The organism is Exiguobacterium sp. GL_137, assembly GCF_057834585.1.
This window is the reverse complement of the sequence record NZ_CM174406.1, coordinates 2,149,131-2,173,569: the sequence shown is the minus strand read 5'-3', so window position 1 is coordinate 2,173,569 and position 24,439 is coordinate 2,149,131. Positions and strand designations below refer to the sequence as shown.

Here is a 24,439-nt window from a genome sequence, read left to right as displayed (position 1 = left end):
ATATGCGTGAACAATTAGAAGCATTGCGTGATGAAGCGCTACAACTGGTCAAGCAGGCAAGTACACAAAAAGAATTAAACGACGTCCGGGTGAAATATCTTGGTAAAAAGGGACCAATTACAGAAGTTCTCCGGGGAATGGGAAAACTTTCAGCAGAAGAACGACCGGTCGTTGGAGAAATCGCGAATGCCGTCCGCGGTGTGATTCAAACAGAACTCGAACAACGCCTTGTCGATGTAAAACAACAGGAAATGGATGCGAAATTAGCGCTCGAAGCGATTGATGTAACACTTCCGGGTCGTCCGAAACAGGTCGGACAAGCGCATTTACTACAACAAGTAACGGATGAAATCGAAGATATCTTTGTCGGACTTGGCTATACGATTGCTGAAGGTCCGGAAGTCGAACAGGACTTGTTCAACTTCGAAATGTTGAATTTGCCGAAAGATCATCCGGCCCGTGATATGCAGGATTCGTTTTACATCACGGATGAGATTTTAATGCGTACCCATACATCACCGGTACAAGCGCGGACGATGCTCGCTTCAAAAGGTGAACCCATCCGGATTCTTTGTCCCGGAAAAGTCTATCGCCGGGATGAAGATGATGCGACGCACTCGCACCAATTCATGCAAGTCGAAGGTCTGGTCGTCGGCGAAGAGATTTCAATGGCAGACTTAAAAGGAACACTTGAAGCATTCGTTAAACAAATGTTCGGTGAAGCACGTGAAATTCGTTTACGTCCAAGCTTCTTCCCGTTCACTGAACCATCGGTCGAAGTCGATGTGTCCTGTTTTAAATGTGGCGGTAAAGGCTGCAACATCTGTAAGCAGACAGGCTGGATTGAAATTTTAGGAGCAGGTATGGTTCATCCGCACGTGCTTGAAATGGCGGAATATGACAGTACGAAAATGTCTGGCTTCGCCTTCGGAATGGGGATTGAACGAATCGCCATGTTGAAATATGGTGTTGATGATATTCGCCACTTCTATACGAATGACGTTCGCTTCAGCGAACAGTTTTAAGGGGGAAAACAGATGTTAGTCTCAAAACAATGGTTACAGGAATTTGTTGATGTTCGTCAGAAGACAGGTCAGGAATTAGCTGACTTGATTACGAAAAGTGGGATTGAAGTCGAATCTGTCGAGGTGCGGGATGCTGACTTAAGTAATATCGTCGTCGGTCATGTTCTGACGAAAGAAAAACACCCGGAAGCCGATAAATTAAACGTCACGACGGTCGATATCGGGCAAGAAGAGCCGGTTCAAATCGTTTGTGGTGCACCGAATGTCGATGCCGGACAAGATGTCATCGTCGCTCGTGTCGGAGCCCGTCTGCCTGGCATTAAAATCAAACGCGCTAAACTGCGTGGTGTTGTTTCAGAAGGCATGATCTGTTCGCTTGAAGAACTCGGATTTGAGAAAAAATACATCCGTGAAGATGAACAGGATGGCATTCATACGTTCCGTGAACCGGTCACACCGGGTCAGGACGTCCTTGAATTGCTTGGTCTGCATGATGAGGTATTGGAACTCGGATTGACGCCGAACCGTTCGGATTGTTTGAGTATGTACGGCGTGGCACACGAAGTTGCTGGAATCTTGAATTCAACACCTGTCTTCCCGGACGTCGAAGTAGCTGAGGGAACGGCATCGACTCAAGTCACCGTTCAACTGGACTCGGAAGCCTGTACGTTTTATGCGACCCGGGAAATTCGTGATATTACAATCGGTGAATCCCCATTATGGCTAAAAAATCGTCTGATCGCGAACGGAATCCGCCCCATTAACAATGTCGTCGACATCACGAACTTCGTCTTACTGGAGACGGGACAACCGTTGCATGCTTTTGATGAAAAAAAATTAGGACAACAAATCGTCGTGCGCCAAGCAAAAGCCGGTGAAACGTTCCAGACATTAGATGAAGTTGAACGGACACTTGATCCGTCAATGCTCGTCATTACAGACGGCGAACGTCCGGTGGCACTTGCCGGTGTCATGGGGGGAGCGAACACGGAAGTTGATACAACGACGACTTCGATTGTCCTCGAATCTGCTTACTTTGAACCGGCATCCGTTCGGAAAACAAGCCGCGTGTTAGGTCTTCGTTCAGATTCGAGCTCGCGTTTTGAGAAAGGTGTCGATCCGCGTCGTGTCGTGTTGGCACTTGATCGGGCCGCAATGCTGATTGCTGAACTTGCAGGAGGTACGGTATTATCCGGAACAGCCCAAGCCGGTACACTTCAACTGGAGGATCATCTGATTGAAGGTAGTGTCTCGTATATTAACCACCGTCTTGGTATGGAAATTGAAGGAACTGTCATGAAAGATTTGCTCGAACGTCTTGGTCTTGAAGTCGAGCTGTCAGCAGATGCATTGACAGTCAGTGTACCGACACGTCGTCAAGATTTAATGATTCCGGCTGATTTAGCGGAAGAGGTCGCCCGTCTTTACGGATATGATGCGTTGACGTCAAGCCTACCGCGGGAAGCGAGTCGCGGTTTCTTACCAAAACGTAACCAGCATCGCCGTAAGATTCGTCACCTTCTTCAAGGTGCAGGTCTCTCACAAGCGATTACGTACTCCTTGACGAGTGAGCAACGCGCAATGCAATTCAACGAACAGCAGGATTTACATCCTGTTAAACTAGCGATGCCGATCAGTGAAGCCCGTTCAACACTCCGGACCTCGTTGATTCCAGGATTGCTTGAAGTCGCACAACACAATGCGGCGCGGCAACATGCAGACCTTGCCTACTATGAACTCGGAAGTGTTTATCTGCAACGTGATGCTTCACTTGAGACCTTGCCTCTTGAACAAGAAATGGTAGCAGGAATCATGGTAGGGCTGGCAGAGCAACACCGTGTTCACGGGACGCATGTCAAAGCAGACTTCTTCGTCATGAAAGGAATCGTCGAGACGCTCGCCGAAGCACTTGATGTCTCCTTAACGTATGAAGCTGTAGCCATGCAATCGATGCACCCGGGCCGGACGGCACGGATTTTCCTTGACGGTGAAGCAATTGGCTTTGTCGGACAAGTTCATCCTGGATTATCTAAAGAAGAATACGGTCTGAAGGAAGTATATGTCTTCGAACTCGATGCGATGACATTGCACTCAAAAGAAGCTCGCGTCTACCAAGAGATTTCACGTTTCCCATCGATGACACGTGACGTCGCGGTTGTGCTGAAGCGTGAAGTATCTGCGAGTGAAGTCGAAGCCGTCATCATGCAAGCAGCAGGTCCTCTGTTGAAACAAGTGGAACTGTTTGATGTGTATACCGGTGATAATGTCGGAGCCGATCAAAAGTCGTTTGCATTCTCGTTACGGTATCAAAATAAAGAACGGACACTCGTCGATGAAGAAGTCGCGACAGCCCATCAACAAGTAATCGAAGCGCTTCAATCATCGTTTGAAGCCGAGTTACGTTCTTAATCGTGTCATACAGCGTTCAAGATGTACTCAAAAGTAAATGATTGCCCGAAAAAGGGAGCTGGATGAATGTACATCCAGCTCCCTTTTGATACATACAGAAAATCATGAAGCAAGTTCTTGCTCATGCGGTGGTTCATTTCGGCGGTTGAAAATAAAGTAGATGAAACCACTTGTGAGGACGATGGCACTGCAAAACAAAAACATATTCGAGTAGCCGATTTTGGCTGCAAGACCCGACAGTAGTAATGCGCCGAGACCAAACCCGCTGTCGTAAGCCAAGAAAAAGGTGGAAATGGCTTTCCCTTTTTGGTGTGGTGCGGCATAGGTCAGCATCACCGTCTGGAGTCCAGGGAAAATCGAAGCCGATCCGATTCCGATGATGAGTGCAGCCAAAAGTAACCCGGGTAACGAAGGGAAAACTCCTAAGAGAATAAAACCGAGACCATAGAGCAGGTAAGAAGGAAATAAAACGAAGCCTGGTCCTTTTTGGTCAAACCATCTGCCGGCAAGCGGACGGATTGCCACCATGCCAAGGGCGACGAGGGCATAAAAGTAAGAGGCGTAGGAAATATGGCCAATCGAATCCGTATACAGCGAAATAAAAGCCGCTGTACTGGAGATTGCGACACCGGCCAGAGCAGTTGCAAGTAATAATAACGGACGAGACAGGAAAAGTGATTGATGAAGCCGGAATACCCGCGTATTCGGTACATGTTGACTCGTCAACGGCAAACGGATCATAAGTACGAGTGAAACGAATGCAAGCAGTGCGACCGTGATGAAATAAAGGAAAAAGGCATCGTGTTGAATCAAACTGAGTCCAATGACCGGTCCGAGAACGGATGCGAGATTCATGGATAAAACAAAGTACCCCATGCCTTCACCTTGGCGGGTTTTCGGAATGAGTGTCGTTACGGCCAAGCTGATGGATGAAGATAACATTCCGAAACTAAAACCGTGAAAAATGCGGATGATGATGAGATACAAAAAAGAATTCAAAGGAAGAACCAACAGATAGAAGACACTCATTGTTGTAAACAATGCTGCTGAAATTAACAGCATCCGTTTGACGTCATGGCGGTCAAGCCAATGACCAATCAATGGTCGGGAACAGACGGTTGCTAAAATGAAGCTGGTCACGACCCAGCCAAGTGCAGCTTGAGAAACATCAAATTGTTTAGCGGCAAGTAACGGAAGCGAAGCATTGAGTAGATAAAATGTAATGAACAACAACAGATTAATCAATAAAGTCAGCACGTAATGACGATGAAATAAACGGTTTTTCAAAGGGAATCCTCCTGTTCATCTGGACGGTGTGTTGCCAGTAATTGTGTCATGACTGCTGCAATGATGGTTTGGTCGTCGACTGAAACAGGTTGCAGAAATGCACGATGAGCCGACTGGACTGCTTGATCGATTTCACGATAAGACTGACGGGCGGAAGGGGTTAAAGTAATCAGGCGTTTACGCCCAGAACCCGTTCGCGTGATGTAGCCCAACTCTTCGAGACGCGCAACGGTCTTGGTGACAGCGGGTTTTTCAATGACTAAGTATTTAGATAAGGCAACTTGCGAAACGGGTTCGAGAATGGCGACCGCTTTGATTAAACCCCATTGTCCGGTGTGTAACGAAAAAGGCAGAAGCGCCGCATCGATATCACGTTTGGCGAGGCGTGCTACTTTGGATAATTGTCCTAACAAATCTTCTTGAAATGTGTTCATATAAAAAACTCCTTTAAGTTAACTAGTTAACTTAAAGGAGTATACCGGATCGATGACACGATGACAAGTGATTTTTCTGAAGGAAGCGGAAAGGATGGTCAACATGAAGGTAATTGATGCAGCTAGCAGTCGATTCGAGTAGTCGTCGTGCATCAATCAGATGATGGAGTCACCACATTAGTTAAGCACATAGCGGATTAGTTAAGCGCATTAAATGAAGAGTTTGAAATTTCTAGAAGCCAAAATGATCGGCTATTAAAAATAAAACGTTACAGCTTGCCGGAAATAGGGTAATTTTACGAAAAGAGAGCTGTTGTTCGATACTGGGCTGAATTCGTCGAATGATACCTTTGATTCTGAATAACAATACATGTTAAAAAAGTCGGAGATGTACTCTTTCATTACTTAACTTAATTTTACCATCATCACCTGAAGTTTAACTGGAGATGAGATGACCTGTATTTTTTAGCGGCAAAACCGGTCTGAACAATGTCACCGTTCGCTTAAACTTAGGAGGAGAGAACCTACATCATGAATCGTCCATATAAACATCTGTCAGAATTAATTGCTCCATTCCAACTTACATGCGAAGAAAATCCCTCCATCACGAGTATCGCGACAGACTCGCGCGAAGTGACAAACGGGAGTCTGTTTATTTGTGTACGCGGATATACCGTTGATGGTCATCAGTATGCCGAAGAGGCCGTTGCAAACGGAGCCGTTGCAATTTTAGCGGAAGAGCCATTACGTGGATTAGCCGTTCCGGTCGTCATGTTACAGGATACAAAACATGCTGCAGGACAAGTGGCGGATTTGTTTTACGGCCATCCGAGTCAAAAAATGCGGGTTTATGGAATAACAGGTACGAACGGAAAAACGACGACAACAAAATTGACCTATGATTTATTCCGTGCTGCCGGACATAAGGTAGGAATGATCAGTACGATTGGTGCGATGATTGACGGAGAGATGATTGATACACCGAATACGACACCGGAAGCCATCATTTTACATCGTCTGTTACATCAAATGGTCGAGCAGGGCGTCACGGATTGTATAATCGAAGTTTCTTCCCATGCTTTAATGGAAGGGCGCGTCGAAGGAGTACAGTTTTATGCAGCGGCGTTTACGAACCTGACCCATGATCATCTCGACTATCATGCCTCGATGGAAGAATATGCGGAGGCAAAAGCCTTGTTGTTTAAACAAGTCGCAACGAGCGGTGGTCAAGCGGTCATTCTTAATGAAGCTGATCCGGCGAGCCACGTCATGGCGAGAGCAGCGGAAGGGGTACCTGTCACTTGGTATGCGACAAATGCGTTGTCGGAAGCACCCATCACGGTGGAATGGAAAGAAGAAACAGTCAGTGTCCGGATTGACGGGACAGTGACTGAGGTTCCGGTCTTTCTTCTTGGAGACTTCAATGCGGCGAATCTTGCGGCGGCAATCGGACTGATGCAGGCAGGTGAAGTCAATATGTACCAATTGATTCGACACATACCGGAACTTCGTTTGCCAAAAGGACGCTTGGAACAGATTCCGTTCGAGGGGTGTGAAGTGTATATTGATTATGCACATACACCGGACGGACTGGAGAAATGTCTGAAAGCATTGTCTCTTCCGGGTGAACCCTTATATCTGGTATTGAGTGCAGCCGGTGAACGGGATCGTTCCAAACGGGCAGTGATGGGACGTATTGCCAGTCAGTATTGTGATGGAATCATCGTGACGGTTCATGACCCGAGGCACGAAAACCCGCAGCAGATCATTAAAGAGCTTCTGAGTGACATCGCTCCCCGGAAAATCATTACGTGTCATGAGTCACGAAAAGAAGCACTTCAGATTGCGGCAAAGATTGCATTGGCCGGAAAGCGGATGGTCATCGTCGGTAAAGGACATGAACGGTTTGAACAGATTGGGACGGAGCATGTTCCGTTCGATGAAATCAAGATTTTAACGGATGAACTGATTCGATTATCCGGTCAAGAGTCTGCCATGTGAAAAACCGACCATTTTTGATTATGGTCGGTTTCTTTTCTCAGCTAAAGCTTCTGCTTTTTTCGTATTGGCAAAATGATATTTTGTCCATTCTTGTAAGCGTTCAGGTCCGTATTTTAACAAGAGGGAAGCAGCGACCTGGTCGACTTTAGCACCGGCTCCTTTAGGAATTTCCATGCCGGTCTGTCGGCTCAATTTGTCCATCTCCTTTAAGAAGATGGCCCGTGCTAGGATAGAAGCTGCCGCGACAGCGACATGTAATCCTTCTGCTTTCGTTGAAAAATAGACATTGTCTTTGACTTGTTTTGTTTCTCCGGAAAGATGTTTATAATAGGTGGCCTTTTCGGCGAATTGATCAATTAAGATGGCTTGCGGCGGTTCTTCCAGTTGAGTGAGTAATCCATTAAGCGCCGCATTATGAAGCAGGGCGGTCATTTTGCCTTGTGTCATCGTCCGTTGCATTTGATTGTAATCCGGATTATGAAGGATACGATATTCATAAGAAATGACAGCATGCAGATCACGCGCAATCGTTCGGATTTCCGGATCAGAGACATTTTTAGAGTCACGGACCCCGAGCTCACGGACCAGTTTGATTTTCGTGCTGTCGACATAAGCAGCAACGACGACTAAGGGACCAAAAAAGTCACCTTTTCCGACTTCATCACTGCCGACAACCGACCAATTGGCAAATCCTTCAGGTAAAGAGCCGCTTGCCGTCGAAGCTGCTTTTTTTGCAACAGGCGAGCCATACCGGGCAGCGACTGTTTCTGCTTCTTGCCCTTGAAACATGACTTTACCTGAATTATAGACGGTCAAAATACATCCGGTTGTTCGGGCGGCGAAACGTGCATACGGAGGAGGAGAGACTTGATGACGTCCAAAATCCGAAATGACGGTTTCTTGTTTTTCTTTTGTTAACTTTAAAACGACTGTTCCCATGGCTTAATCACCCTTTCGGAAATAAGCATACCATCCTTAAGTCGGATGGTGGACTTCTTTTCCTATTTCAAAAATGATGGTACTATATGAATGAAGCAAAGTATGAGGAGGACAGGAAAATGGCTGATTCAGAAGGGTTGAACCGGACGACGATTCATATTGCAGGAAACGATTATACGATTGTCGGAACGGAGTCACCTGAACATGTACGCGAAGTGGGTCTCCTCGTGGATACAAAAATTCGTGAAATCAGAGACCAGGCACCACAACTCGACGTTCGACAAATTGCTGTCTTGGCAGCTCTCAATATCGGTAGTGATTATGTCAAAATCAAAAAGAATTTGGGTGAACTTTAAACATGATTTCTCTTGTTATCTTATTGTTTTTAGCTTTAGGTACGATGACGGGCGTCCGTCGGGGTGCAGTGTTACAGATAGGTCATTTATTAAGCTTGATTATCTCGTTTATCGTCGCTTTATCGTTTTACGATGAACTGGCCGAGAAGTTCAAGTTATGGATTCCCTATCCATCGACGCTGGATGATGCCGGAATTGATTTGACGATGTTTTCCATCCCGAGTTCAGTCGGTTTGGATGAAGTGTTTTACAAAGCCTTTTGGTTCATCGTCTTGTTTTTTGTGACGAAAATCGTGTTATCCATCATCATTGCGATGTTTGATTCACTGACGAATATTCCGGTTCTCAAGCAGGTAAAAGGTCTATTGGGTGGAGTATTCGGATTCATCGAGATGTATATTTTCATCTTCCTGATTTTATTCTTGGCCGCCTTCGCTCCGGTTCAGTCGATTCAGGATGCCATTGCAAATTCGAGTTTAGCCTCGTTCATGATTCAACATACACCAGTGCTTGCAGATTGGTTGATGCAAAAAGTCGGTTTGATAAAATAACGTGCTCCCGTTGAATGGGAGCTTTTTTTGAGGGGAGAATTGAACATGCGGACGATACAAGATGCGATTCGACATTTAGAAAGAATTTCAGTTTATCTCGAAGTAAAAGGGGAAAATCCGTTTAAAATCAATGCGTTTCGAAAGGCAGCGAGTCTGCTTGAAGCGGCAGAACTGGATTTCATGGCAATTGAAGACTTTACAGCGATGAAAGGAATCGGTAAAGGTACGGCCACAGTACTTGAAGAATTTCGTGAAACCGGAACGAGTACAGCTTTGACAGAACTGGAGCAACAGGTGCCGGAAGGATTGATCGCCTTATTGAAGATTCCGGGACTTGGTGGGAAGAAATTAGCAAAATTGCATGAAGTCGGGGTCATTGATGCAGATTCCTTCGCTGAGAAACTGGCGGATGGTACAGTGGAAGCAATGCCAGGCTTCGGAAAAAAGACCGTCGAAAAATACAGTAAGGCACTGGAAACGTTCGAGACGCGACCAGAACGATTACCGTATGGTGTGATGCGCAAAAGTGTCAGTGAACTGGAGCGGACATTAGCCAGGATTGATCAGATCATTCGTTTTGAAGTCGGAGGAAGTTTTCGGCGTGCGGAAGAAACTTGTAAGGATCTCGATTTCATCATCTCGACAGATCAACCAAAAGAAGTGAAAGCACAATTGCTTGAAATTGAACAAATCGATGAAATCATTGCTGCCGGGGAAACGAAGGTCTCGATTGTCCTCAAACGGGACGATGCGTATATTGCAGTTGATTTCCGATTAGTGGATGATTTGGCATTTGCTTCGACGTTACATCACTTTACGGGCTCAAAAGATCATAATGTCCGGATGCGGCAACTGGCGAAAGAGCGCGGCGAAAGCATTTCGGAGTATGGTGTCGAAACCAAGGACGGTCTGTTCCAGCCAAAAACGGAACAGGAGCTGTTTGCCCGTTATGATTTGCCGTTCATCCCACCGGAGTTGCGAGCAGGTCGTCTGGAGTTCGAAGCAGATTTAGACAAGTTGATTCAAGAGGCGGATATCAAAGCGGATGTCCATATGCACACGACATGGTCGGACGGTACGTTGTCTGTCGATGAACTCGTCGATGCTTGTGCGGCGCGGGGATATTCCTGGATGGCGATTACCGATCACAGTAAATATATGAAATTCGTCAATGGATTGACGGAAGAACGATTGCGGAAGCAGCGTGTCGAAATTGAAGCAGCACGCAAAAAACATCCGGCAATGACGATTTTATGCGGGGTCGAGATGGATATTTTACCGGATGGTTCACTGGATTACGAGAATGAATTTTTACAAGAGATGGACTATGTCATCGCCTCGATTCATTCCAAGTTTGATCAGACGGAAGAGGAAATCATGCAACGGCTTGAAAATGCCTGTCGGAATCCCTATGTCTCCTTAATTGCCCATCCGACCGGACGGATCATCGGACGGCGGGACGGATATGCAGTCAACATCGATCGACTCGTCGAGTTGGCGGCTGAAACCGGGACGGCACTGGAGATGAATGCAAATCCCGGACGGTTTGATTTAACCGCCTCGTCCCTTGCAAAAGCGAAGGCGGCAGGGGTTAAAATCATGATCAATACCGATACCCATCGTCCGGAAATGTTAGAAGATATGAAACTTGGTGTCCTGCATGCACGTAAAGCATATTTGGAGCCATCCGATGTCATTAATACGTGGACTGCAAAAGAAGCACGTGCTTTTTTTGATCGAAAACGTTTAGGAGTGAAGTAAATGAATACCAATGCACTACGTGTATTAGAATACGATAAATTAAAAGAACTACTCGCAAAACAAACAGCCAGTTCACTGGGGGCTCAATTTGTGCGGAAGATGGAGCCGGCGGAAGATTTCGAGCAGGTGAAATCGTTGCTTGCTTTGACGACAGAAGCGACGACAGTCTACCGGCTGCGCGACCGTTACCCGTTTGGTGGACTGACGGATGTCCGCAGTGAGGTAAAACGGGCGGAAATCGGCTCTGTCCTCTCGACCAGTGAATTGTTGGCAGTTGCCGACGTCGTCTATTCCGGACGTCAAGTCAAAGCCTTCCAGGAACGGTTGCATGAAGATCACCCGGATCTCCGATTACCGGCGCTTGATAGCCGGATCGAGCAGATTACGAAACTGGTGGAAATCGAACAAGGAATTCGTCACGCCATCGATGATCAAGGAACCGTTCAAGACTCGGCAAGCGATAAACTTCGCTCTTTACGGAGTCAATTACGCTCCCTCGAAGGGCAGGTCCGCTCGAAAATCGACGGTGTATTACGCAGTAAGTCGAAGATGTTATCCGACGCCATCGTCACGATGCGGAATGATCGTTATTGTGTACCTGTCAAACAAGAGTACCGTCAAGCTTTTGGCGGAATTGTCCATGACCAATCGGCGTCCGGTGCGACTTTGTTCATTGAGCCGCAAGCAGTCGTTGCCGCCAACAATGAAATTCAGGAAGCCCGCCTTAAAGAACGAGCGGAAATCGAACGGATTTTAGCCCAACTTTCGGCGCTGGTCGGCTCGGTTGGTGATTCACTTCGAATCAACGTCGACGTCTTGGCAGAACTTGATTTCATCATGGCAAAAGCCTTATACGGTCACACGATTCGTGCCGTTGAACCAAAATTAAATGAAAATCGTCATATCGTCCTGAAAGAAGCACGGCACCCGTTCATTCCGGATGATGAAGTCGTACCGATCACGGTCTCGCTCGGCGGTGAGTTTACGTCACTTGTCATCACGGGACCGAATACTGGCGGGAAAACCGTCACGCTGAAAACAATCGGTTTACTGCAATTGATGGTCCAATCCGGGTTATACGTGCCGGCAGCGGATGAGACAGAGTTGAGTGTTTTTGACGCGATTTATGCGGATATCGGGGACGAGCAGTCCATCGAACAAAATCTCTCGACATTCAGTTCCCACATGACGAACATTGTTTCGATGATGGGGAAAATTGATTTCATGAGTCTTGTCCTGTTTGACGAGCTCGGAGCCGGAACAGATCCGACGGAAGGGGCGGCACTTGCGATTGCCATCTTGGATGAAGTGAAACGACGCGGGGCACGTGTCGCTGCGACGACTCACTATTCGGAGCTGAAAGCGTACGGTTACAACCGGGAAGGCGTTGTTAATGCCTCGATGGAGTTTGATGTCGAGTCGCTCAGTCCGACGTATCGCTTGCTGATTGGTGTACCGGGACGTTCGAATGCCTTTGAAATTTCGAAACGACTTGGGTTAGATGACCGTGTCATTGATGCGGCCCGCGATCAAGTCGGAACGGACGCCCAGTCTGTTGAAACGATGATCGGACGACTCGCGGAAGCAAAACAACGTGCTGAATCCTTAGAGCGGGAATTGTTGCAGGAGCAACAACGATTAGTGGAAGAACGGGAAGAATTCGAGCGGGAACAAGCAGAGATTCATCAAGAAAAAAATGAAATCCTGGCCAAAGCAGAAGAAAAGGCAACGCGTGCAGTCGAACGGGCACAAAAAGAAGCGGAAGCTGTCATCAAACGTCTGAAAGAATTACGTGACGCGGGAGCTGTCAAAGAGCACGAACTGATTGAAGCCCGTAAACAGCTCGAGCAAGCGAAACCTTCGTTACAAGATCAACGGATTGCCAAGGTCAAAGCAAAAACGAATCAGGCTCCGGTCTTTGCCAAAGGTGAAGAAGTAAAAGTGACGACGTTCAACCAGAAAGGATATATCATCAATCAAAATTCGAATGGTGAATATACGGTTCAAGTCGGGATCATGAAAGTAAACGTCAAGCCGGGGGATCTCGCCAAAGTCGGCGAAGCGAAAACGGCTTCGAAAACTAAAAAACGCTCCGGTGGAACAAGCATTACGAAACAATCCGCTGCTTCAGCCGAACTGGACTTACGTGGTGTCCGCGTTGAGGAAGGGCTTGCGAAACTCGACCGGTTCATGGATCAGGCATTGTTATCCAACTACGAACAGATTCGTGTCATCCATGGTCTCGGGACAGGAGCAATGCGTCAAGGAGTACAAGAATATCTACGTGGCAACCGTCATGTCAAAACGCATCGCTTAGGCGGTCAAGGTGAAGGTGGACACGGTGTGACGATCATCGAATTGAAATGAGGCGCGGTTAGGTGAATATTTTTGAAAACGTCTATGTCTACACGACAGCTTTATATTCGGTTGCGGGACTATTGATCATCATGGGTCTGGCACTTTTTGAGTTGACAACCCGATACCGAAACTGGGAACATATCAAGAGTGGAAACATCGCTGTAGCGCTGGCGACCGGTGGCAAGATCATTGGTCTGGCAAATATCGTTCATTTTGCTGTTCAAAGTGAGCAGCGTGTCGGGGCAATCTTTTTAGAGAGTGCCTTCGGATTTTTACTATTGATTTCGACCTATTGGATTTTTGAATTCTTAACTCCGAATCTTCCGGTCGACCGGGAGATCGAAAAAGGAAATATCGCTGTCGGCATCATCTCCTGTTCGTTATCGATCGGGATGTCTTATGTGATTGGTTCAGCGTTAGTGGGGTGAACAGGTGTTAGAACGATTAGCAAAAATCATGTTCGGTGTATCGATTGCCTTTTTGGTCGTCGGTCTGTTATGGATTTTTATGAATTAAAAGAACTGGCTCTGCCGAGTGATTATTCCGTACTGAGATTGATTCAGTACGGAATTTTTATTGGCAGGACACAAAAAAATGAAGGAGGAAACGACTATGAATGTCAAAAAAACCAATACGAATGAAATACGGCGGCGCGCCTTTGAAGCGATGCAACTGATTTCCTGGAAAGATATCTTTTGGGTCATCATCGGTTCAGCTATCCTGGCGTTCGGCATCAACTACTTCACGATTCCGAATGACTTGTCTGAAGGAGGATTGATCGGGATTACCGTCATCTTCTACTACCTGTATGGGTGGGATACCGGTTTAGTCTCGTTAATTGCGAATGCATTACTGTTTGTCGTCGGCTATCGCTTCTTAAGTCGGAAAACGATGATCTATTCTGTCATTTCCGTTGCAACGACCTCGTTTGTCCTGTCGTCAACGGCGTCACTCGCAACGAGTTCCGACAGCCGGCTGATCGGGACGGTCTATGCCGGAATCTTGATCGGTCTCGGAATCGGTCTTGTCATCCGGGCAGGTGGAACGACCGGCGGTGGTGTCATCATCGCCCGGTTGATGAACAAATATCTGAATTTAGGAATTGCCGTATCGATGTTCATCATCGATGTGACGGTTGTCGGGGCGTCCGGATTTTTGTTCGGCGAAGAAACGATGCTCTATACGTTAATTGCCATCATCATCGGTTCGTATTTAATTGATTTGGTCAGTGAAGGATTGAATGTCCGGGAAGCCGTCACGATCATCAGTCACCGTCAGGAAGAAATCGCGACGATTTTGACTGAAACACTGGGACGCAGTGCGACCGTCATCCACAGTCACGGTCATTTTACGAAACAGAAAAACGACATGTTATACATGATTGTCGATAAACGTCAGCTCGCGCCATTGAAACAAATCGTCGAAGCGGCCGATCCGCGTGCTTTTGTCGTCATTCATAAAGTACGGGAAGTCATCGGAGAAGGATTTACGTATCCATCCCGTTAAATGTCTTAAAGCGTCAACCACTCGTGAAATCTCACGGGTGGTTTTTTTTGTATGTTTTGAAATACCTGTTATTTGGAAAAAATGAAATTTATTTTAACAGAAGACTAGCCGCTATGGCTGAATTAAACGTATAATAAAAATGAATAGTAATTCAGTTACAGGGAGGGAATGGAATGGATTCAGCATGGTTAAAGGATTATCCGGCACAAGTACCTGCATCAATCGACTATCGTGAAGTACCGCTTTATCAGGCACTTGAAGAGGCGGCAGATGAGTTTCCGGAGCGGAGAGCCCTTAGTTTTCTCGGGAAACGTATGACGTTTCAGGAAGTACGGCAGGAAGCCCGGAGTTTTGCACAAGTGTTGCAAGATGCCGGGCTTGAGAAGGGGGATCGCGTCGGTTTGATGTTGCCGAACTGTCCGCAGTATATAATCAGTTACTATGCAGTGCTGTACGCCGGTGGAATCGTTGTTCAAGTCAATCCGTTATATACGGACCGTGAACTGGAACAAATTCTCGTCGACTCAGGCGCGAAGATGCTCGTCACACTCGATTTGCTGTATCCGAAAGCTTCACGTGTCAAAGCGAATACACGTTTAAAAACCGTTGTCACGACAAGCATTGCTGATTATCTGCCATTTCCTAAAAATAAACTGTATCCGATCAAGTCCCGGAAAGACAATAATATCATCATTGATACGACAGGATCGATTCCTTTTCTGTCCCATCGCGGGAGTGGGATGATTGAACCGGTGAGTGTCGACCCAAAAGAAGATATCGCAGTGTTACAATATACAGGCGGAACGACCGGTGCGCCTAAAGGAGTCATGTTGACGCACTTTAATCTAAGTGCCAATGTCGAACAGATCAGTCATTGGTTCTATAAATATTCACGGGGAGACGGGAGAAAGCTGTTGGCAGTCGTCCCTTATTTCCATGTCTACGGTATGACATGTAACTTGAACTTCGGTATGTTCAATGCATATGAACAGATCATTTTACCGAAATTTGACTTAGAACAAGTCTTGAAGACGATCGATAAAGAAAAACCAAGCCTGTTTCCAGGTGCACCGACGATGTATGTCGGATTGTTGAATCATCCAAAATTGAAAAAATATGATTTATCCTCAATCGAAGCGTGTATTTCAGGATCGGCACCGTTACCGGTTGAAGTACAAGAAAAATTTGAACAGGTAACGGGCGGGCGGATCGTCGAAGGATACGGGTTGTCGGAAACAAGTCCGGTGACGCATACGAACTGTATTTGGGATAAACGGGTTCCCGGAACAGTCGGAATTCCTGTTTCGGATACGATGGCGAAAATCGTTCAACCGGACGGAGAAACGCCGGCTGCACCAGGAGAAATCGGGGAGATTCTTGTCCGCGGTCCGCAAGTCATGAAAGGATACTGGAAACGTCCGGAAGATACGCAGGCTGTTCTGCGTGACGGATGGTTGCACACAGGTGATCTTGGATATATCGGAGAGGACCATTATTTCCGGATTGTTGATCGGAAAAAAGATTTGATTATCGCCTCGGGATTCAATATTTATCCCCGGGAAGTCGAAGAGATTTTGTACGAACATCCGGCGGTCAAAGAAGCCGTCGTCATCGGTGTGCCGGACGCCTACCGTGGAGAAACAGTTAAAGCCTTCATCGTTTTGAAAGATGACATGAAGACGACAGAAGAGGAACTGGATCACTTCTGCCGGAAAAGTTTGGCGTCATTCAAAGTGCCGAAGCAATATGAGTTCAGACAAGAGTTACCAAAAACGTTTGTCGGGAAAATCCTGCGCCGTGTCTTAGTCGAGGAAGAACGGGCAAAACAACTGGAAGAAAGCAGTTGACAGCTCGAAATGACATGATAGAATAAATATGAATGAACCATCATTCATTTTATGTGTTAGGAGATAGCCTTATGAAAAGAACGATGTCTAAGAGTGATCGCATCATTGATGCGGCAGTGAAGGTGATTGCGAAAAATGGCTACCACGGTGCCAAAGTAACAGCTATCGCGAAAGAAGCAGGCGTAGCGGATGGAACGATTTATCTTTACTTCAAGAACAAGGAGCACTTATTAATTTCTTTGTTCCAAGCCAAGATGGGTAGTTTCATCGAATATTCGGAGGCGCAAATCGCACATCATCAATCAGCGACACAACAACTGGCAGCGCTCATTGAAGCGCATCTTGAACAGTTGTCGGTTGATTATGATTTGGCCGTCGTCACGCAAATCGAGTTACGCCAATCGAATCAAGAGATGCGCCATAATATCGCAACGGTTTTAAAACCGTATCTCCATCTGATTGATCGTGTGATTCGAAACGGGATGGAATCGGGAGAGTTCTCAAACGAGCTGGATTATCGTTTGGCACGGCAAATGGTGTTCGGCACGATTGACGAGGTCGTGACGAGCTGGATGGCGAGCGGGTTTAAATACGAGTTGCTCGAAACGCGTCACGGTATTCATCGCATGTTAATTAAAGGGCTGAGTTAAGCCCTTTTCATGAAAAACTTTTTGTAAGCGGATACAAAAATGATGGTGGTCAATAGAAGTTGATACGAGGGGGAACGAAGAATGGAAATCTACGTCTTGTTAAAACGAACATTTGATACGGAAGAAGCAATTCAGCTCGAAAATGGTCAAATCGAAGAGGATGGTGCAGAATTCATCATCAATCCTTATGACGAATATGCAGTCGAAGAAGCTATCCGTGTACGGGATGCACAATCCGGAACGGTGACGGTCGTAACAGTCGGACCGGAAGATGCGGATAAAGAACTTCGGACAGCCCTCGCAATGGGTGCTGATCAAGCAGTCCGGATTTCGATTGAAGACGATATTGAAGAAGCGGATCACTATTCGATTTCAGAAGTTTTGGCCGGATATCTCAAGGAACAGACGGTCGATCTGATCATCGCCGGGAATGTAGCGGTTGACGGAGGAAGCGGGCAAGTCGCTCCGCGCGTCGCAGAACTGCTTGACATCCCGTATGTCACGACGATTACGAAACTGGAGTTAAACGGAACGGATGCTGTCGTAACACGTGACTCGGAAGGGGATACGGAGGTCATTAAAACATCGTTACCATTGCTCGTTACGGCACAACAAGGATTAAACGAGCCCCGTTATCCAAGTCTTCCGGGCATCATGAAAGCGAAAAAGAAACCACTCGAAGAACTCGAATTATCTGATCTTGAATTAGATGAGGATGAACTTGCACCCCGTCTTGAAACGGTCGAACGCTTTTTGCCGCCAAATAAAGCAGCCGGTAAAATTCTAGAAGGTGATTTGTCGACACAGGTCCAGGAACTCGCTTCATTATTACGCAACGAAGCAAAAGTAGTTTAAGGGGGAAGAAACGATATGTCAAAAGCACTTGTACTTGCGGAATCACGGGACGGGAATTTACGAAATGTATCATTTGAAGCAATTGCAGCAGCAAATCTAGTGGCAGATGAAGTCGTAGTTGCCTTAATCGGACAAAACGTGGCGGCAGATGCAGCACAACTTGCGACACGAGGCGCCCATCAAGTCCTCGTCGTTGAAGACGAGCGATTGCAGCATTACACACCGGACGGATACGGACAAGTCTTCATGCAACTGCTGGATCGTGTTGCGCCAGACGTCATCGTATTTGGTCATACATCACTCGGTAAAGACCTATCACCGAAAATTGCAGCGAAACTGCAAGCGGGATTGATCAGTGATGTCACGTCAATCGAAGGAACGGGAGAAGATGCTTCTTTCATCCGACCGATCTATTCAGGAAAAGCTTTTGAAAAAGTAAAGGTATCAGAAGGAAAAACGCTCTTTACAGTCCGCCCGAACAACATCGAACCACTGGCTGAAGGCTCTTCCGAAGGGACTGTCGAATCGGTAACCGTTGAATTGAAGGATTTACGGACAATCGTTTCGGAAGTCGTTCGAAAAGCAACGGGCGGAGTCGATCTATCGGAAGCAAAAGTCATCGTTGCCGGTGGACGGGGGGTCAAAAGTTCGGATGGGTTTGCACCGCTTCAAGAACTGGCTGATTTACTCGGCGGCGCAGTCGGTGCATCACGTGGTGCCTGTGATGCAGACTATTGTGACTATGCCCTGCAAATCGGTCAGACGGGTAAAGTCGTTACACCCGACTTGTATATCGCTTGCGGGATTTCCGGTGCGATTCAACATTTAGCCGGCATGTCGAACGCGAAAGTCATCGTCGCCATCAACAAAGACCCGGAAGCGAATATCTTCTCGGTGGCAGATTACGGAATCGTCGGCGACCTATTTGATGTCGTCCCGTTGTTAACAGCAGAATTCAAAAAAATGCTTGTCCATTAAGACAGCGGAAAGGAAGCGAAGAGTAACTTCTTTGCTTCTTTTTTCTTGCTATGACTTGTCTGAGCAGTTTCGTTTGTTGTAAGGTAGGGCTGTGCTATACTCAAGTCAGTAAAAAGATGGGTTCGATAAATAAATCAAACCAATCTAAAAATAGGAGGTTTTTCTCAATGGCAATCGTACACGCAACTAGCCAATCGTTTAAAGAAGATACACAAGAAGGTCTCGTTCTCGTTGATTTCTGGGCAACATGGTGCGGACCTTGTCGCATGCTTGCTCCTGTTCTTGAAGAACTCGATGCAGACATGGAAAACGTGAAAATCGTTAAAGTTGATGTTGACGCTAACCCGGAAGTCGCTGGAGCTTTCCAAGTCCAAAGTATTCCGACACTCGTCTTGTTCAAAGACGGTCAACCGGTTAACAAAACAATGGGCTTCATGCCTAAAGATGCATTAAAAGAATTCGTCGAAACATCAAACTGATTCTAAGCACACTTTCAAAAGGCATTCCGTCAATCAACGGAATGCCTTTTTTGAGTGAAATCAATTTATCGGCGAACAAAGTTCAATCAGATGACCGTCCGGATCGAGCACGTAGGCAACAGTTTGCCCCCACGGTTTTTCAGTCGGAGGCAAGATGATTTTGTGACCGGCCTTTTTAATCTGTTCATACAAATGAGCCACATCCTCCGTCACAAAACCAAGTTCCATCGATTGTTGAACGGTTTTGTCCGGAATTTCATAGGGAATGATGGAACGAACGTCTTCTTTTGTATTGAAGGCAAGAATCGTTGATCCGGTGTCAAATTCCGTATAACTTCCATGCTCAGCTTTAATCGGAAGCCCAAGCAGACCATGATAGAACAGGCGGGTCTTTACGGGATCAGTAATGTATAGAATCGTATATCCGTAACGAACCATGTTAACCCCTCGCTTTCATCAATCAGTCTTCAAGTAACGAAGCAATGTCAGATGCCGGTGTCGGATAAGCAAAACTTGTTTTTTGCAAGGCGGAGCTTGGAATCCGGTGTTGCATCGCGAACGAAAAATAATTGGCCAGTTCTGCAGCATGGACGCCGATGAAATGTGCCCCAAGAATCTGATCGTCTTCCCCGATCAATACTTTTGCCCGAGCGAACGGGTCTTTGATTCGGACATTTGTTTGCCAACTCGAGGTATCAATTAATTTCCCGCGGTATCTTGTATTGTTTTGTTTTAGACTGGCCTCCGTCTGCCCGACTTTTGCAAGGTTCGGCGTGGTAAAGACGATACTCGGCACAGGAAGTAACTCCAGTCGGCGTCTATTACCTTCAAGCATGTTACAGGCCGCAAGACGTCCTTCCGTCCCAGCGAAAGGAGTCAAGGCAGGGTTTCCGCTGACTGCGACATCACCCGCTGCATAAATGTTCGGAGCGGAAGACTGTAAATAGTCGTTCACATGGATTCCTTTTTCTTCGTAAACAACACCTGCTTTTTCCAATTGCAAATGTTCGATGCTTGCGATACGACCTGTTGCATTCAAGACAACGTCAGCTTCTAAGCGTGTTCCGTCGGAAAGCGTCAACGTCGTATCCGAGTATGATACGACTTCCGTTTCATGAAGAATCTGAATACCGAGCGCTTGTGTCGCTTCGAGCAAGACGGAAACTAATTCGTGTTCAAATTGTTTAAGTGCACTTGAACGAAGAAGAATCGTCACTTCGGCACCGGCGATTCGTGCCAGGTGAGCAAATTCAAACGAAATGTATCCTCCACCGATGCAAACCAGGCGACGGGGGACATCCCGTAATTCCAGAAATTCATTACTGTTGAGGAAACGTTCACTTCCGGGAACGGACAGCTCGCGTGGTCGAAGGCCGGTCGCGATCAAAAATTGTTCGGCCTCCAACTCGATATCATCAACCAGAAGCTTTTTATTGGATAGAAAACGCGGTTCACCGTGATAGTAGTCAATACCCAAGTCATCATACCGATTTCGGGTTTGTTCCGGGATGGCGCGTGTGTATTCATTTTTCCGTTCCATCAGTTGGCGCCAGTCAATGGATACAAGGCCTTTTAGTCCATATCCCAGCAGACGTTCGACGGCATCCTTTGCTTCACTGCCGGTGAGTAGAATCTTTTTAGCATCACAACCGCGTTGGGCACAAGTACCGCCCGGTGTAAAATTTTCGATGATGGCGACGTTAAGTCCTTTTTCAGCAAATTTATAAGCTGCTTGATTCCCGGCTGAGCCTGTACCTATTACAATGCAATCGTATGTACGCATTTTTTATCCCCCATGTGTCATAATCAATGTATGATATTTACCCTATAACGTAAAACTAGAAACGGTGGAAGGAGACATTTTTGTGAGTCATCAAGAACATATTAAGGCGAAATTATCCCTTTTACCTGACGAACCAGGCTGCTATCTGCATAAAAATCAATTCGATGAGGTCATTTATGTCGGAAAAGCCAAAAATTTAAAGAACCGTGTCCGGTCTTATTTCACCGGAGCGCATGATTTAAAGACAGAACGGCTTGTCGCAGACATTCGTGATTTTGAATACATCATCACCGGAAGCGAGCTCGAAGCCTTGCTTCTTGAGATGACGCTGATCAAGAAACACGATCCGAAATACAACATCATGCTGAAGGATGATAAATCCTATCCGTATCTTAAAATTACGAATGAGACGTATCCGCGTCTGATTACGACCCGTAAATTAAAAAAAGACGGCGGACATTACTTTGGTCCTTATCCGAACGCCTATGCTGCGAACGAAACGAAACGTCTGCTCGACCGATTGTATCCATTGCGAAAATGTCAGCCGATGCCGAAGAAATTGTGTTTGTATTATCATATTGGTCAATGTCTCGGTCCTTGCGAAATTCCGAACCTGGAAGGCGTTCAAAAAGACATCGTTTCGGAAATCCGCCGTTTCTTGTCGGGAGAAACAAAAGACCTGGTCCAGTCGTTGCAACAAAAGATGAGTGTTGCAGCGGAGGAAATGGAATTCGAACGGGCAGGGGAGTTACGTGACCAAATTCGGGCGATTGAATCCATCATGAATAAGCAAAATATGATTACAGCAGATTTGACTGCCCGGGATGTCTTCGGGATTTATGTCGATAAAGGATGGATGTGTGTCCAGGTCTTTTTCCTGCGCGGCGGAAAAATGATCGAGCGCGATGTATCACTGTTTCCGATTTACGGAACACCGGCAGAAGAGCTCGAGAGTTTTATCGTTCAGTTCTACGAAAAAAATATCAAGCCCAGCGAAATTTATGTGCCCCCCCTCGTCAATCAGATGTTGCTCAAAGAAGCGCTTGATTTGCGTGTCCATGTCCCGGTGCGAGGGTCAAAACGTAAGTTGCTTGATCTTGCGACGAAAAATGCGGAGAATGCAATCGGCGAACGGTTCGAACTGATTGCCCGTGATGAAAAGAAAACCGTTCAGGCTGTCCAGGAACTTGCCGATGCGATTGGTATCCATCCGTTATCGCGGATTGAAATCATTGATAATGCCAATATCCAAGGTGCTGATGCCGTTTCGGCACTCGTCGTTTTCGAAGACGGGAAGCCGCTCAAAAAAGAGTATCGCAAATTTAAAATCAAGACGGTCAAAGGACCGGATGATTATGAATCGATGCGGGAAATCGTCAGACGGCGTTACCGACGCCTTCTGCTCGAAGGAGCTCGATTACCGGATCTCGTTTTGATTGATGGTGGACTCGGCCAATTAAATGCGGCACTTGAAGTCATTCAAGATGAACTGGGGTTATCCCTGCCGGTCGGCTCACTGAAAAAAGATGATAAGCACCGGACGAGTCAATTATTGTTCGGGGAAGGCGGGCAGTTGATTGAACTGCATCCACGTTCGAGTGCGTTTTATCTGCTGCAACGCATGCAAGACGAGGTCCACCGATTTGCCATCACATTCCACCGGTCATTGCGCTCAAAAGGAATGACCCGGTCGTTGCTTGACGATATTCCCGGAGTGGGGCCAAAACGCCGTCAACAGTTGATCCGTCATTTTGGATCGATGCGGAGTTTGAAGAAAGCGAACATCGAACAGCTGACGGAAGCGGGCTTACCCGTTAAGTTAGCGGAGGCGGTTGCGGAATATCTCAGTCAGACGAATGAAGAATAAAATAAAAAAAGAAACGCGCCATTCCCTCGGATTTCTGATAGAAAGCGAGAGGCTGGCGCGTTTTTTATAGTGGTCCTTCAGATTAAGTTAAAGCATTGGTTTTAATTGTTGATATATTTTTCGTAGAACGAACCAAAGTCTTTTTGATTCCATTTGTAATAATGACCCTGTAACCAGTCGAACGACTCTTGCGATAAGTCTTTGAACGTTTGCGGGACATTCATGTCGCCTTGGCGAAGACCGCCGAGAATCGTCACGGAATGATTCAGTGAACTGTTGGCGAACTCAAGCATTTTTTGTCCTTCGTATTGCTTCTCGGCAATCGCAAGAAGTGCTTTGTAGAGATCCTTCACGTGTTCAAGCTGTTTTTTATCGACATCAATCGAGTAATGTTTTCCACCGATTTCGAACTTGATTTCGACATCAAGGTCGACTGTACCGGCTGTTTCAAACATGACATGACGAATCGGGTAATGCGCATATGGATAACGATAGAGAACACGTTTTGAGCTGACGGCACTTTCGCCATCAAGGTGAACAAGCGCTAGGTTCGTAAAACAATACTCATCTGTTTTCGATTTGATTAAAAAATAAATTTTTTCGCCGTCTTCATGTAACACATAGTCATCCGCGGCGGCCTTGTCAAAATCGTCCGGGTGAATCACTTGCCCAATATCACTGAATCCTGTTAAATCGGCTGCTAGTTTCTTGAACATAAAAAATTCCTCCTTTGGTAGATGCGACTGAGTATTGATACGGCAATCAAACTAAAAAGGTTTCATGTTTCAAGAATTCGAGGTTTGCCTTCAAACTCCTGTCCGGATTTCAAAGTGAACGTTCAATCGGATCTTTTGGATCCATCTCAATTAAAATCTGCACGTGGGTTTTATTTAATTCAGCGTATCCTTCAGCCACACAACCATGCAGTCGGGAAAATTGTTCCGCTAAAAAGCCGGCTTCCAGTTGAAAATAACCTGCAGGACGGTCGAGGCGTGTCGATTCGGGCGGTGTTAATAAAAAACTCAGGGAGTTTCCTTTTTGTTTCTTTAGTTCGAGATGTCCCCAACCTGCTTCGTAAAAAAAGGGAGTCGCTTCTTCGGCACTTAAGATCGGGAATTCACGTGCCAGTCGCTTGCCTGCCCAATAGATGACATGGCGATAATCTGTTCCTAGTAAATCCATCAGCACATAGTCGCGAATCAGTTCGATTCCGAATGCGGAAGAGGGCGTTGGTACTGAATCCATCAACAATCACTCCTATCTCTGAAACTATTATAGCGGGGTAATTCTCCTCGGTCATTGTTTTCCTGAAAAAATTTGCAGTTATTTGCAGTTAAATGCAACGGCTCGGGT

General features: G+C 46.4%; 22 protein-coding genes. 15 read left to right on the top strand and 7 right to left on the bottom strand.

The window, feature by feature from the left end; translation table 11 throughout:
* Positions 1-2 precede the first annotated feature (2 nt).
* Both pheS and pheT read left to right on the top strand, forming a co-directional pair.
* Positions 3-1,025 carry a phenylalanine--tRNA ligase subunit alpha gene (pheS, locus tag AC3IRK_RS11445; RefSeq protein WP_026827762.1) on the top strand — a complete coding sequence of 341 codons (1,023 nt, stop codon included), beginning with the start codon at positions 3-5 and terminating at the stop codon, positions 1,023-1,025.
* A 12-nt stretch (positions 1,026-1,037) separates the two neighbouring features.
* Positions 1,038-3,434, top strand: a complete 2,397-nt coding sequence (gene pheT / locus AC3IRK_RS11440) for a phenylalanine--tRNA ligase subunit beta (RefSeq protein WP_489169984.1) — start codon at positions 1,038-1,040, stop codon at positions 3,432-3,434.
* 102 nt (positions 3,435-3,536) lie between these two features.
* Here the strand turns inward: pheT and AC3IRK_RS11435 are convergent, their stop codons facing one another.
* A complete protein-coding gene (locus AC3IRK_RS11435; RefSeq protein WP_188004588.1) occupies positions 3,537-4,721 on the bottom strand; it encodes an MFS transporter in 1,185 nt (394 codons plus the stop codon).
* A complete protein-coding gene (locus tag AC3IRK_RS11430; RefSeq protein WP_131502777.1) occupies positions 4,718-5,155 on the bottom strand; it encodes a MarR family winged helix-turn-helix transcriptional regulator in 438 nt (145 codons plus the stop codon). The genes AC3IRK_RS11435 and AC3IRK_RS11430 overlap by 4 nt, the downstream gene beginning before the upstream one ends.
* A gap of 531 nt (positions 5,156-5,686) precedes the next feature.
* On the opposite strand from AC3IRK_RS11430, the gene AC3IRK_RS11425 reads away from it, so the two are divergent.
* Positions 5,687-7,156: a UDP-N-acetylmuramoyl-L-alanyl-D-glutamate--2,6-diaminopimelate ligase gene (locus AC3IRK_RS11425; protein ID WP_131502776.1), complete on the top strand. Its 1,470-nt coding sequence runs from the start codon at positions 5,687-5,689 to the stop codon at positions 7,154-7,156.
* Positions 7,157-7,174: 18 nt separating this feature from the next.
* Here the strand turns inward: AC3IRK_RS11425 and rnhC are convergent, their stop codons facing one another.
* Complete coding sequence (rnhC, locus tag AC3IRK_RS11420; RefSeq protein ID WP_188004586.1) at positions 7,175-8,095, bottom strand: ribonuclease HIII; 921 nt, start codon at positions 8,093-8,095, stop codon at positions 7,175-7,177.
* Between the two features lie 119 nt (positions 8,096-8,214).
* On the opposite strand from rnhC, the gene zapA reads away from it, so the two are divergent.
* From zapA to trxA, 11 genes are all read left to right on the top strand, one after another.
* Positions 8,215-8,451, top strand: a complete 237-nt coding sequence (gene zapA / locus AC3IRK_RS11415; RefSeq protein ID WP_012371043.1) for a cell division protein ZapA — start codon at positions 8,215-8,217, stop codon at positions 8,449-8,451.
* 2 nt (positions 8,452-8,453) lie between these two features.
* Positions 8,454-9,002 (top strand): CvpA family protein, encoded by a 549-nt coding sequence (locus tag AC3IRK_RS11410; RefSeq protein WP_114595277.1) that lies wholly within the window; start codon positions 8,454-8,456, stop codon positions 9,000-9,002.
* Positions 9,003-9,047: 45 nt separating this feature from the next.
* Entirely contained in the window at positions 9,048-10,763 is a 1,716-nt protein-coding gene (gene polX, locus AC3IRK_RS11405) for a DNA polymerase/3'-5' exonuclease PolX (RefSeq protein WP_188004585.1), read from the top strand.
* The gene (locus AC3IRK_RS11400) at positions 10,764-13,130 is read left to right on the top strand and encodes an endonuclease MutS2 (protein WP_489169983.1); all 2,367 of its coding nucleotides are present in this window, start codon (positions 10,764-10,766) and stop codon (positions 13,128-13,130) included.
* Between the two features lie 11 nt (positions 13,131-13,141).
* Positions 13,142-13,549 carry a DUF350 domain-containing protein gene (locus AC3IRK_RS11395; protein ID WP_012371039.1) on the top strand — a complete coding sequence of 136 codons (408 nt, stop codon included), beginning with the start codon at positions 13,142-13,144 and terminating at the stop codon, positions 13,547-13,549.
* A 184-nt stretch (positions 13,550-13,733) separates the two neighbouring features.
* The gene (locus AC3IRK_RS11390) at positions 13,734-14,627 is read left to right on the top strand and encodes a YitT family protein (RefSeq protein ID WP_114595280.1); all 894 of its coding nucleotides are present in this window, start codon (positions 13,734-13,736) and stop codon (positions 14,625-14,627) included.
* Positions 14,628-14,800: 173 nt separating this feature from the next.
* Complete coding sequence (locus AC3IRK_RS11385; protein ID WP_214852879.1) at positions 14,801-16,474, top strand: AMP-binding protein; 1,674 nt, start codon at positions 14,801-14,803, stop codon at positions 16,472-16,474.
* Positions 16,475-16,545: 71 nt separating this feature from the next.
* Complete coding sequence (gene fadR, locus AC3IRK_RS11380) at positions 16,546-17,124, top strand: fatty acid metabolism transcriptional regulator FadR (RefSeq protein WP_012371036.1); 579 nt, start codon at positions 16,546-16,548, stop codon at positions 17,122-17,124.
* An 81-nt stretch (positions 17,125-17,205) separates the two neighbouring features.
* Positions 17,206-17,979, top strand: coding sequence for an electron transfer flavoprotein subunit beta/FixA family protein (locus AC3IRK_RS11375; protein ID WP_114595283.1), 774 nt, complete (start codon positions 17,206-17,208; stop codon positions 17,977-17,979).
* Positions 17,980-17,994: 15 nt separating this feature from the next.
* Entirely contained in the window at positions 17,995-18,957 is a 963-nt protein-coding gene (locus tag AC3IRK_RS11370; protein WP_489169982.1) for an electron transfer flavoprotein subunit alpha/FixB family protein, read from the top strand.
* Between the two features lie 116 nt (positions 18,958-19,073).
* Positions 19,074-19,436, top strand: coding sequence for a thioredoxin (gene trxA, locus AC3IRK_RS11365; RefSeq protein ID WP_131502768.1), 363 nt, complete (start codon positions 19,074-19,076; stop codon positions 19,434-19,436).
* A 60-nt stretch (positions 19,437-19,496) separates the two neighbouring features.
* Here the strand turns inward: trxA and AC3IRK_RS11360 are convergent, their stop codons facing one another.
* Both AC3IRK_RS11360 and AC3IRK_RS11355 read right to left on the bottom strand, forming a co-directional pair.
* Entirely contained in the window at positions 19,497-19,874 is a 378-nt protein-coding gene (locus AC3IRK_RS11360) for a VOC family protein (RefSeq protein ID WP_131972409.1), read from the bottom strand.
* Between the two features lie 22 nt (positions 19,875-19,896).
* A complete protein-coding gene (locus AC3IRK_RS11355) occupies positions 19,897-21,219 on the bottom strand; it encodes a dihydrolipoyl dehydrogenase family protein (protein WP_489169981.1) in 1,323 nt (440 codons plus the stop codon).
* Between the two features lie 82 nt (positions 21,220-21,301).
* Between AC3IRK_RS11355 and uvrC the strand changes: the two genes are divergently transcribed.
* The gene (gene uvrC, locus AC3IRK_RS11350; RefSeq protein WP_489169980.1) at positions 21,302-23,086 is read left to right on the top strand and encodes an excinuclease ABC subunit UvrC; all 1,785 of its coding nucleotides are present in this window, start codon (positions 21,302-21,304) and stop codon (positions 23,084-23,086) included.
* Positions 23,087-23,187: 101 nt separating this feature from the next.
* On the opposite strand, the gene AC3IRK_RS11345 is transcribed toward uvrC, so the two are convergent.
* Positions 23,188-23,802 carry a PH domain-containing protein gene (locus tag AC3IRK_RS11345; protein ID WP_012371029.1) on the bottom strand — a complete coding sequence of 205 codons (615 nt, stop codon included), beginning with the start codon at positions 23,800-23,802 and terminating at the stop codon, positions 23,188-23,190.
* Between the two features lie 109 nt (positions 23,803-23,911).
* Positions 23,912-24,331 carry a DUF2507 domain-containing protein gene (locus tag AC3IRK_RS11340; RefSeq protein WP_131502764.1) on the bottom strand — a complete coding sequence of 140 codons (420 nt, stop codon included), beginning with the start codon at positions 24,329-24,331 and terminating at the stop codon, positions 23,912-23,914.
* Positions 24,332-24,439: the final 108 nt, after the last annotated feature.

What these genes read in the sequence shown, in the direction of transcription:
- pheS (WP_026827762.1), top strand. Translation starts at nt 3, where the DNA reads ATGCGTGAACAATTAGAAGCATTGCGTGATGAAGCGCTACAACTGGTC.
- pheT (WP_489169984.1), top strand. Translation starts at nt 1,038, where the DNA reads ATGTTAGTCTCAAAACAATGGTTACAGGAATTTGTTGATGTTCGTCAG.
- AC3IRK_RS11430 (WP_131502777.1), bottom strand. Translation starts at nt 5,155, where the DNA reads ATGAACACATTTCAAGAAGATTTGTTAGGACAATTATCCAAAGTAGCA.
- AC3IRK_RS11425 (WP_131502776.1), top strand. Translation starts at nt 5,687, where the DNA reads ATGAATCGTCCATATAAACATCTGTCAGAATTAATTGCTCCATTCCAA.
- rnhC (WP_188004586.1), bottom strand. Translation starts at nt 8,095, where the DNA reads ATGGGAACAGTCGTTTTAAAGTTAACAAAAGAAAAACAAGAAACCGTC.
- zapA (WP_012371043.1), top strand. Translation starts at nt 8,215, where the DNA reads ATGGCTGATTCAGAAGGGTTGAACCGGACGACGATTCATATTGCAGGA.
- AC3IRK_RS11410 (WP_114595277.1), top strand. Translation starts at nt 8,454, where the DNA reads ATGATTTCTCTTGTTATCTTATTGTTTTTAGCTTTAGGTACGATGACG.
- polX (WP_188004585.1), top strand. Translation starts at nt 9,048, where the DNA reads ATGCGGACGATACAAGATGCGATTCGACATTTAGAAAGAATTTCAGTT.
- AC3IRK_RS11400 (WP_489169983.1), top strand. Translation starts at nt 10,764, where the DNA reads ATGAATACCAATGCACTACGTGTATTAGAATACGATAAATTAAAAGAA.
- AC3IRK_RS11390 (WP_114595280.1), top strand. Translation starts at nt 13,734, where the DNA reads ATGAATGTCAAAAAAACCAATACGAATGAAATACGGCGGCGCGCCTTT.
- AC3IRK_RS11385 (WP_214852879.1), top strand. Translation starts at nt 14,801, where the DNA reads ATGGATTCAGCATGGTTAAAGGATTATCCGGCACAAGTACCTGCATCA.
- fadR (WP_012371036.1), top strand. Translation starts at nt 16,546, where the DNA reads ATGAAAAGAACGATGTCTAAGAGTGATCGCATCATTGATGCGGCAGTG.
- AC3IRK_RS11375 (WP_114595283.1), top strand. Translation starts at nt 17,206, where the DNA reads ATGGAAATCTACGTCTTGTTAAAACGAACATTTGATACGGAAGAAGCA.
- AC3IRK_RS11370 (WP_489169982.1), top strand. Translation starts at nt 17,995, where the DNA reads ATGTCAAAAGCACTTGTACTTGCGGAATCACGGGACGGGAATTTACGA.
- trxA (WP_131502768.1), top strand. Translation starts at nt 19,074, where the DNA reads ATGGGTTCGATAAATAAATCAAACCAATCTAAAAATAGGAGGTTTTTC.
- AC3IRK_RS11360 (WP_131972409.1), bottom strand. Translation starts at nt 19,874, where the DNA reads ATGGTTCGTTACGGATATACGATTCTATACATTACTGATCCCGTAAAG.
- AC3IRK_RS11355 (WP_489169981.1), bottom strand. Translation starts at nt 21,219, where the DNA reads ATGCGTACATACGATTGCATTGTAATAGGTACAGGCTCAGCCGGGAAT.
- AC3IRK_RS11345 (WP_012371029.1), bottom strand. Translation starts at nt 23,802, where the DNA reads ATGTTCAAGAAACTAGCAGCCGATTTAACAGGATTCAGTGATATTGGG.
- AC3IRK_RS11340 (WP_131502764.1), bottom strand. Translation starts at nt 24,331, where the DNA reads ATGGATTCAGTACCAACGCCCTCTTCCGCATTCGGAATCGAACTGATT.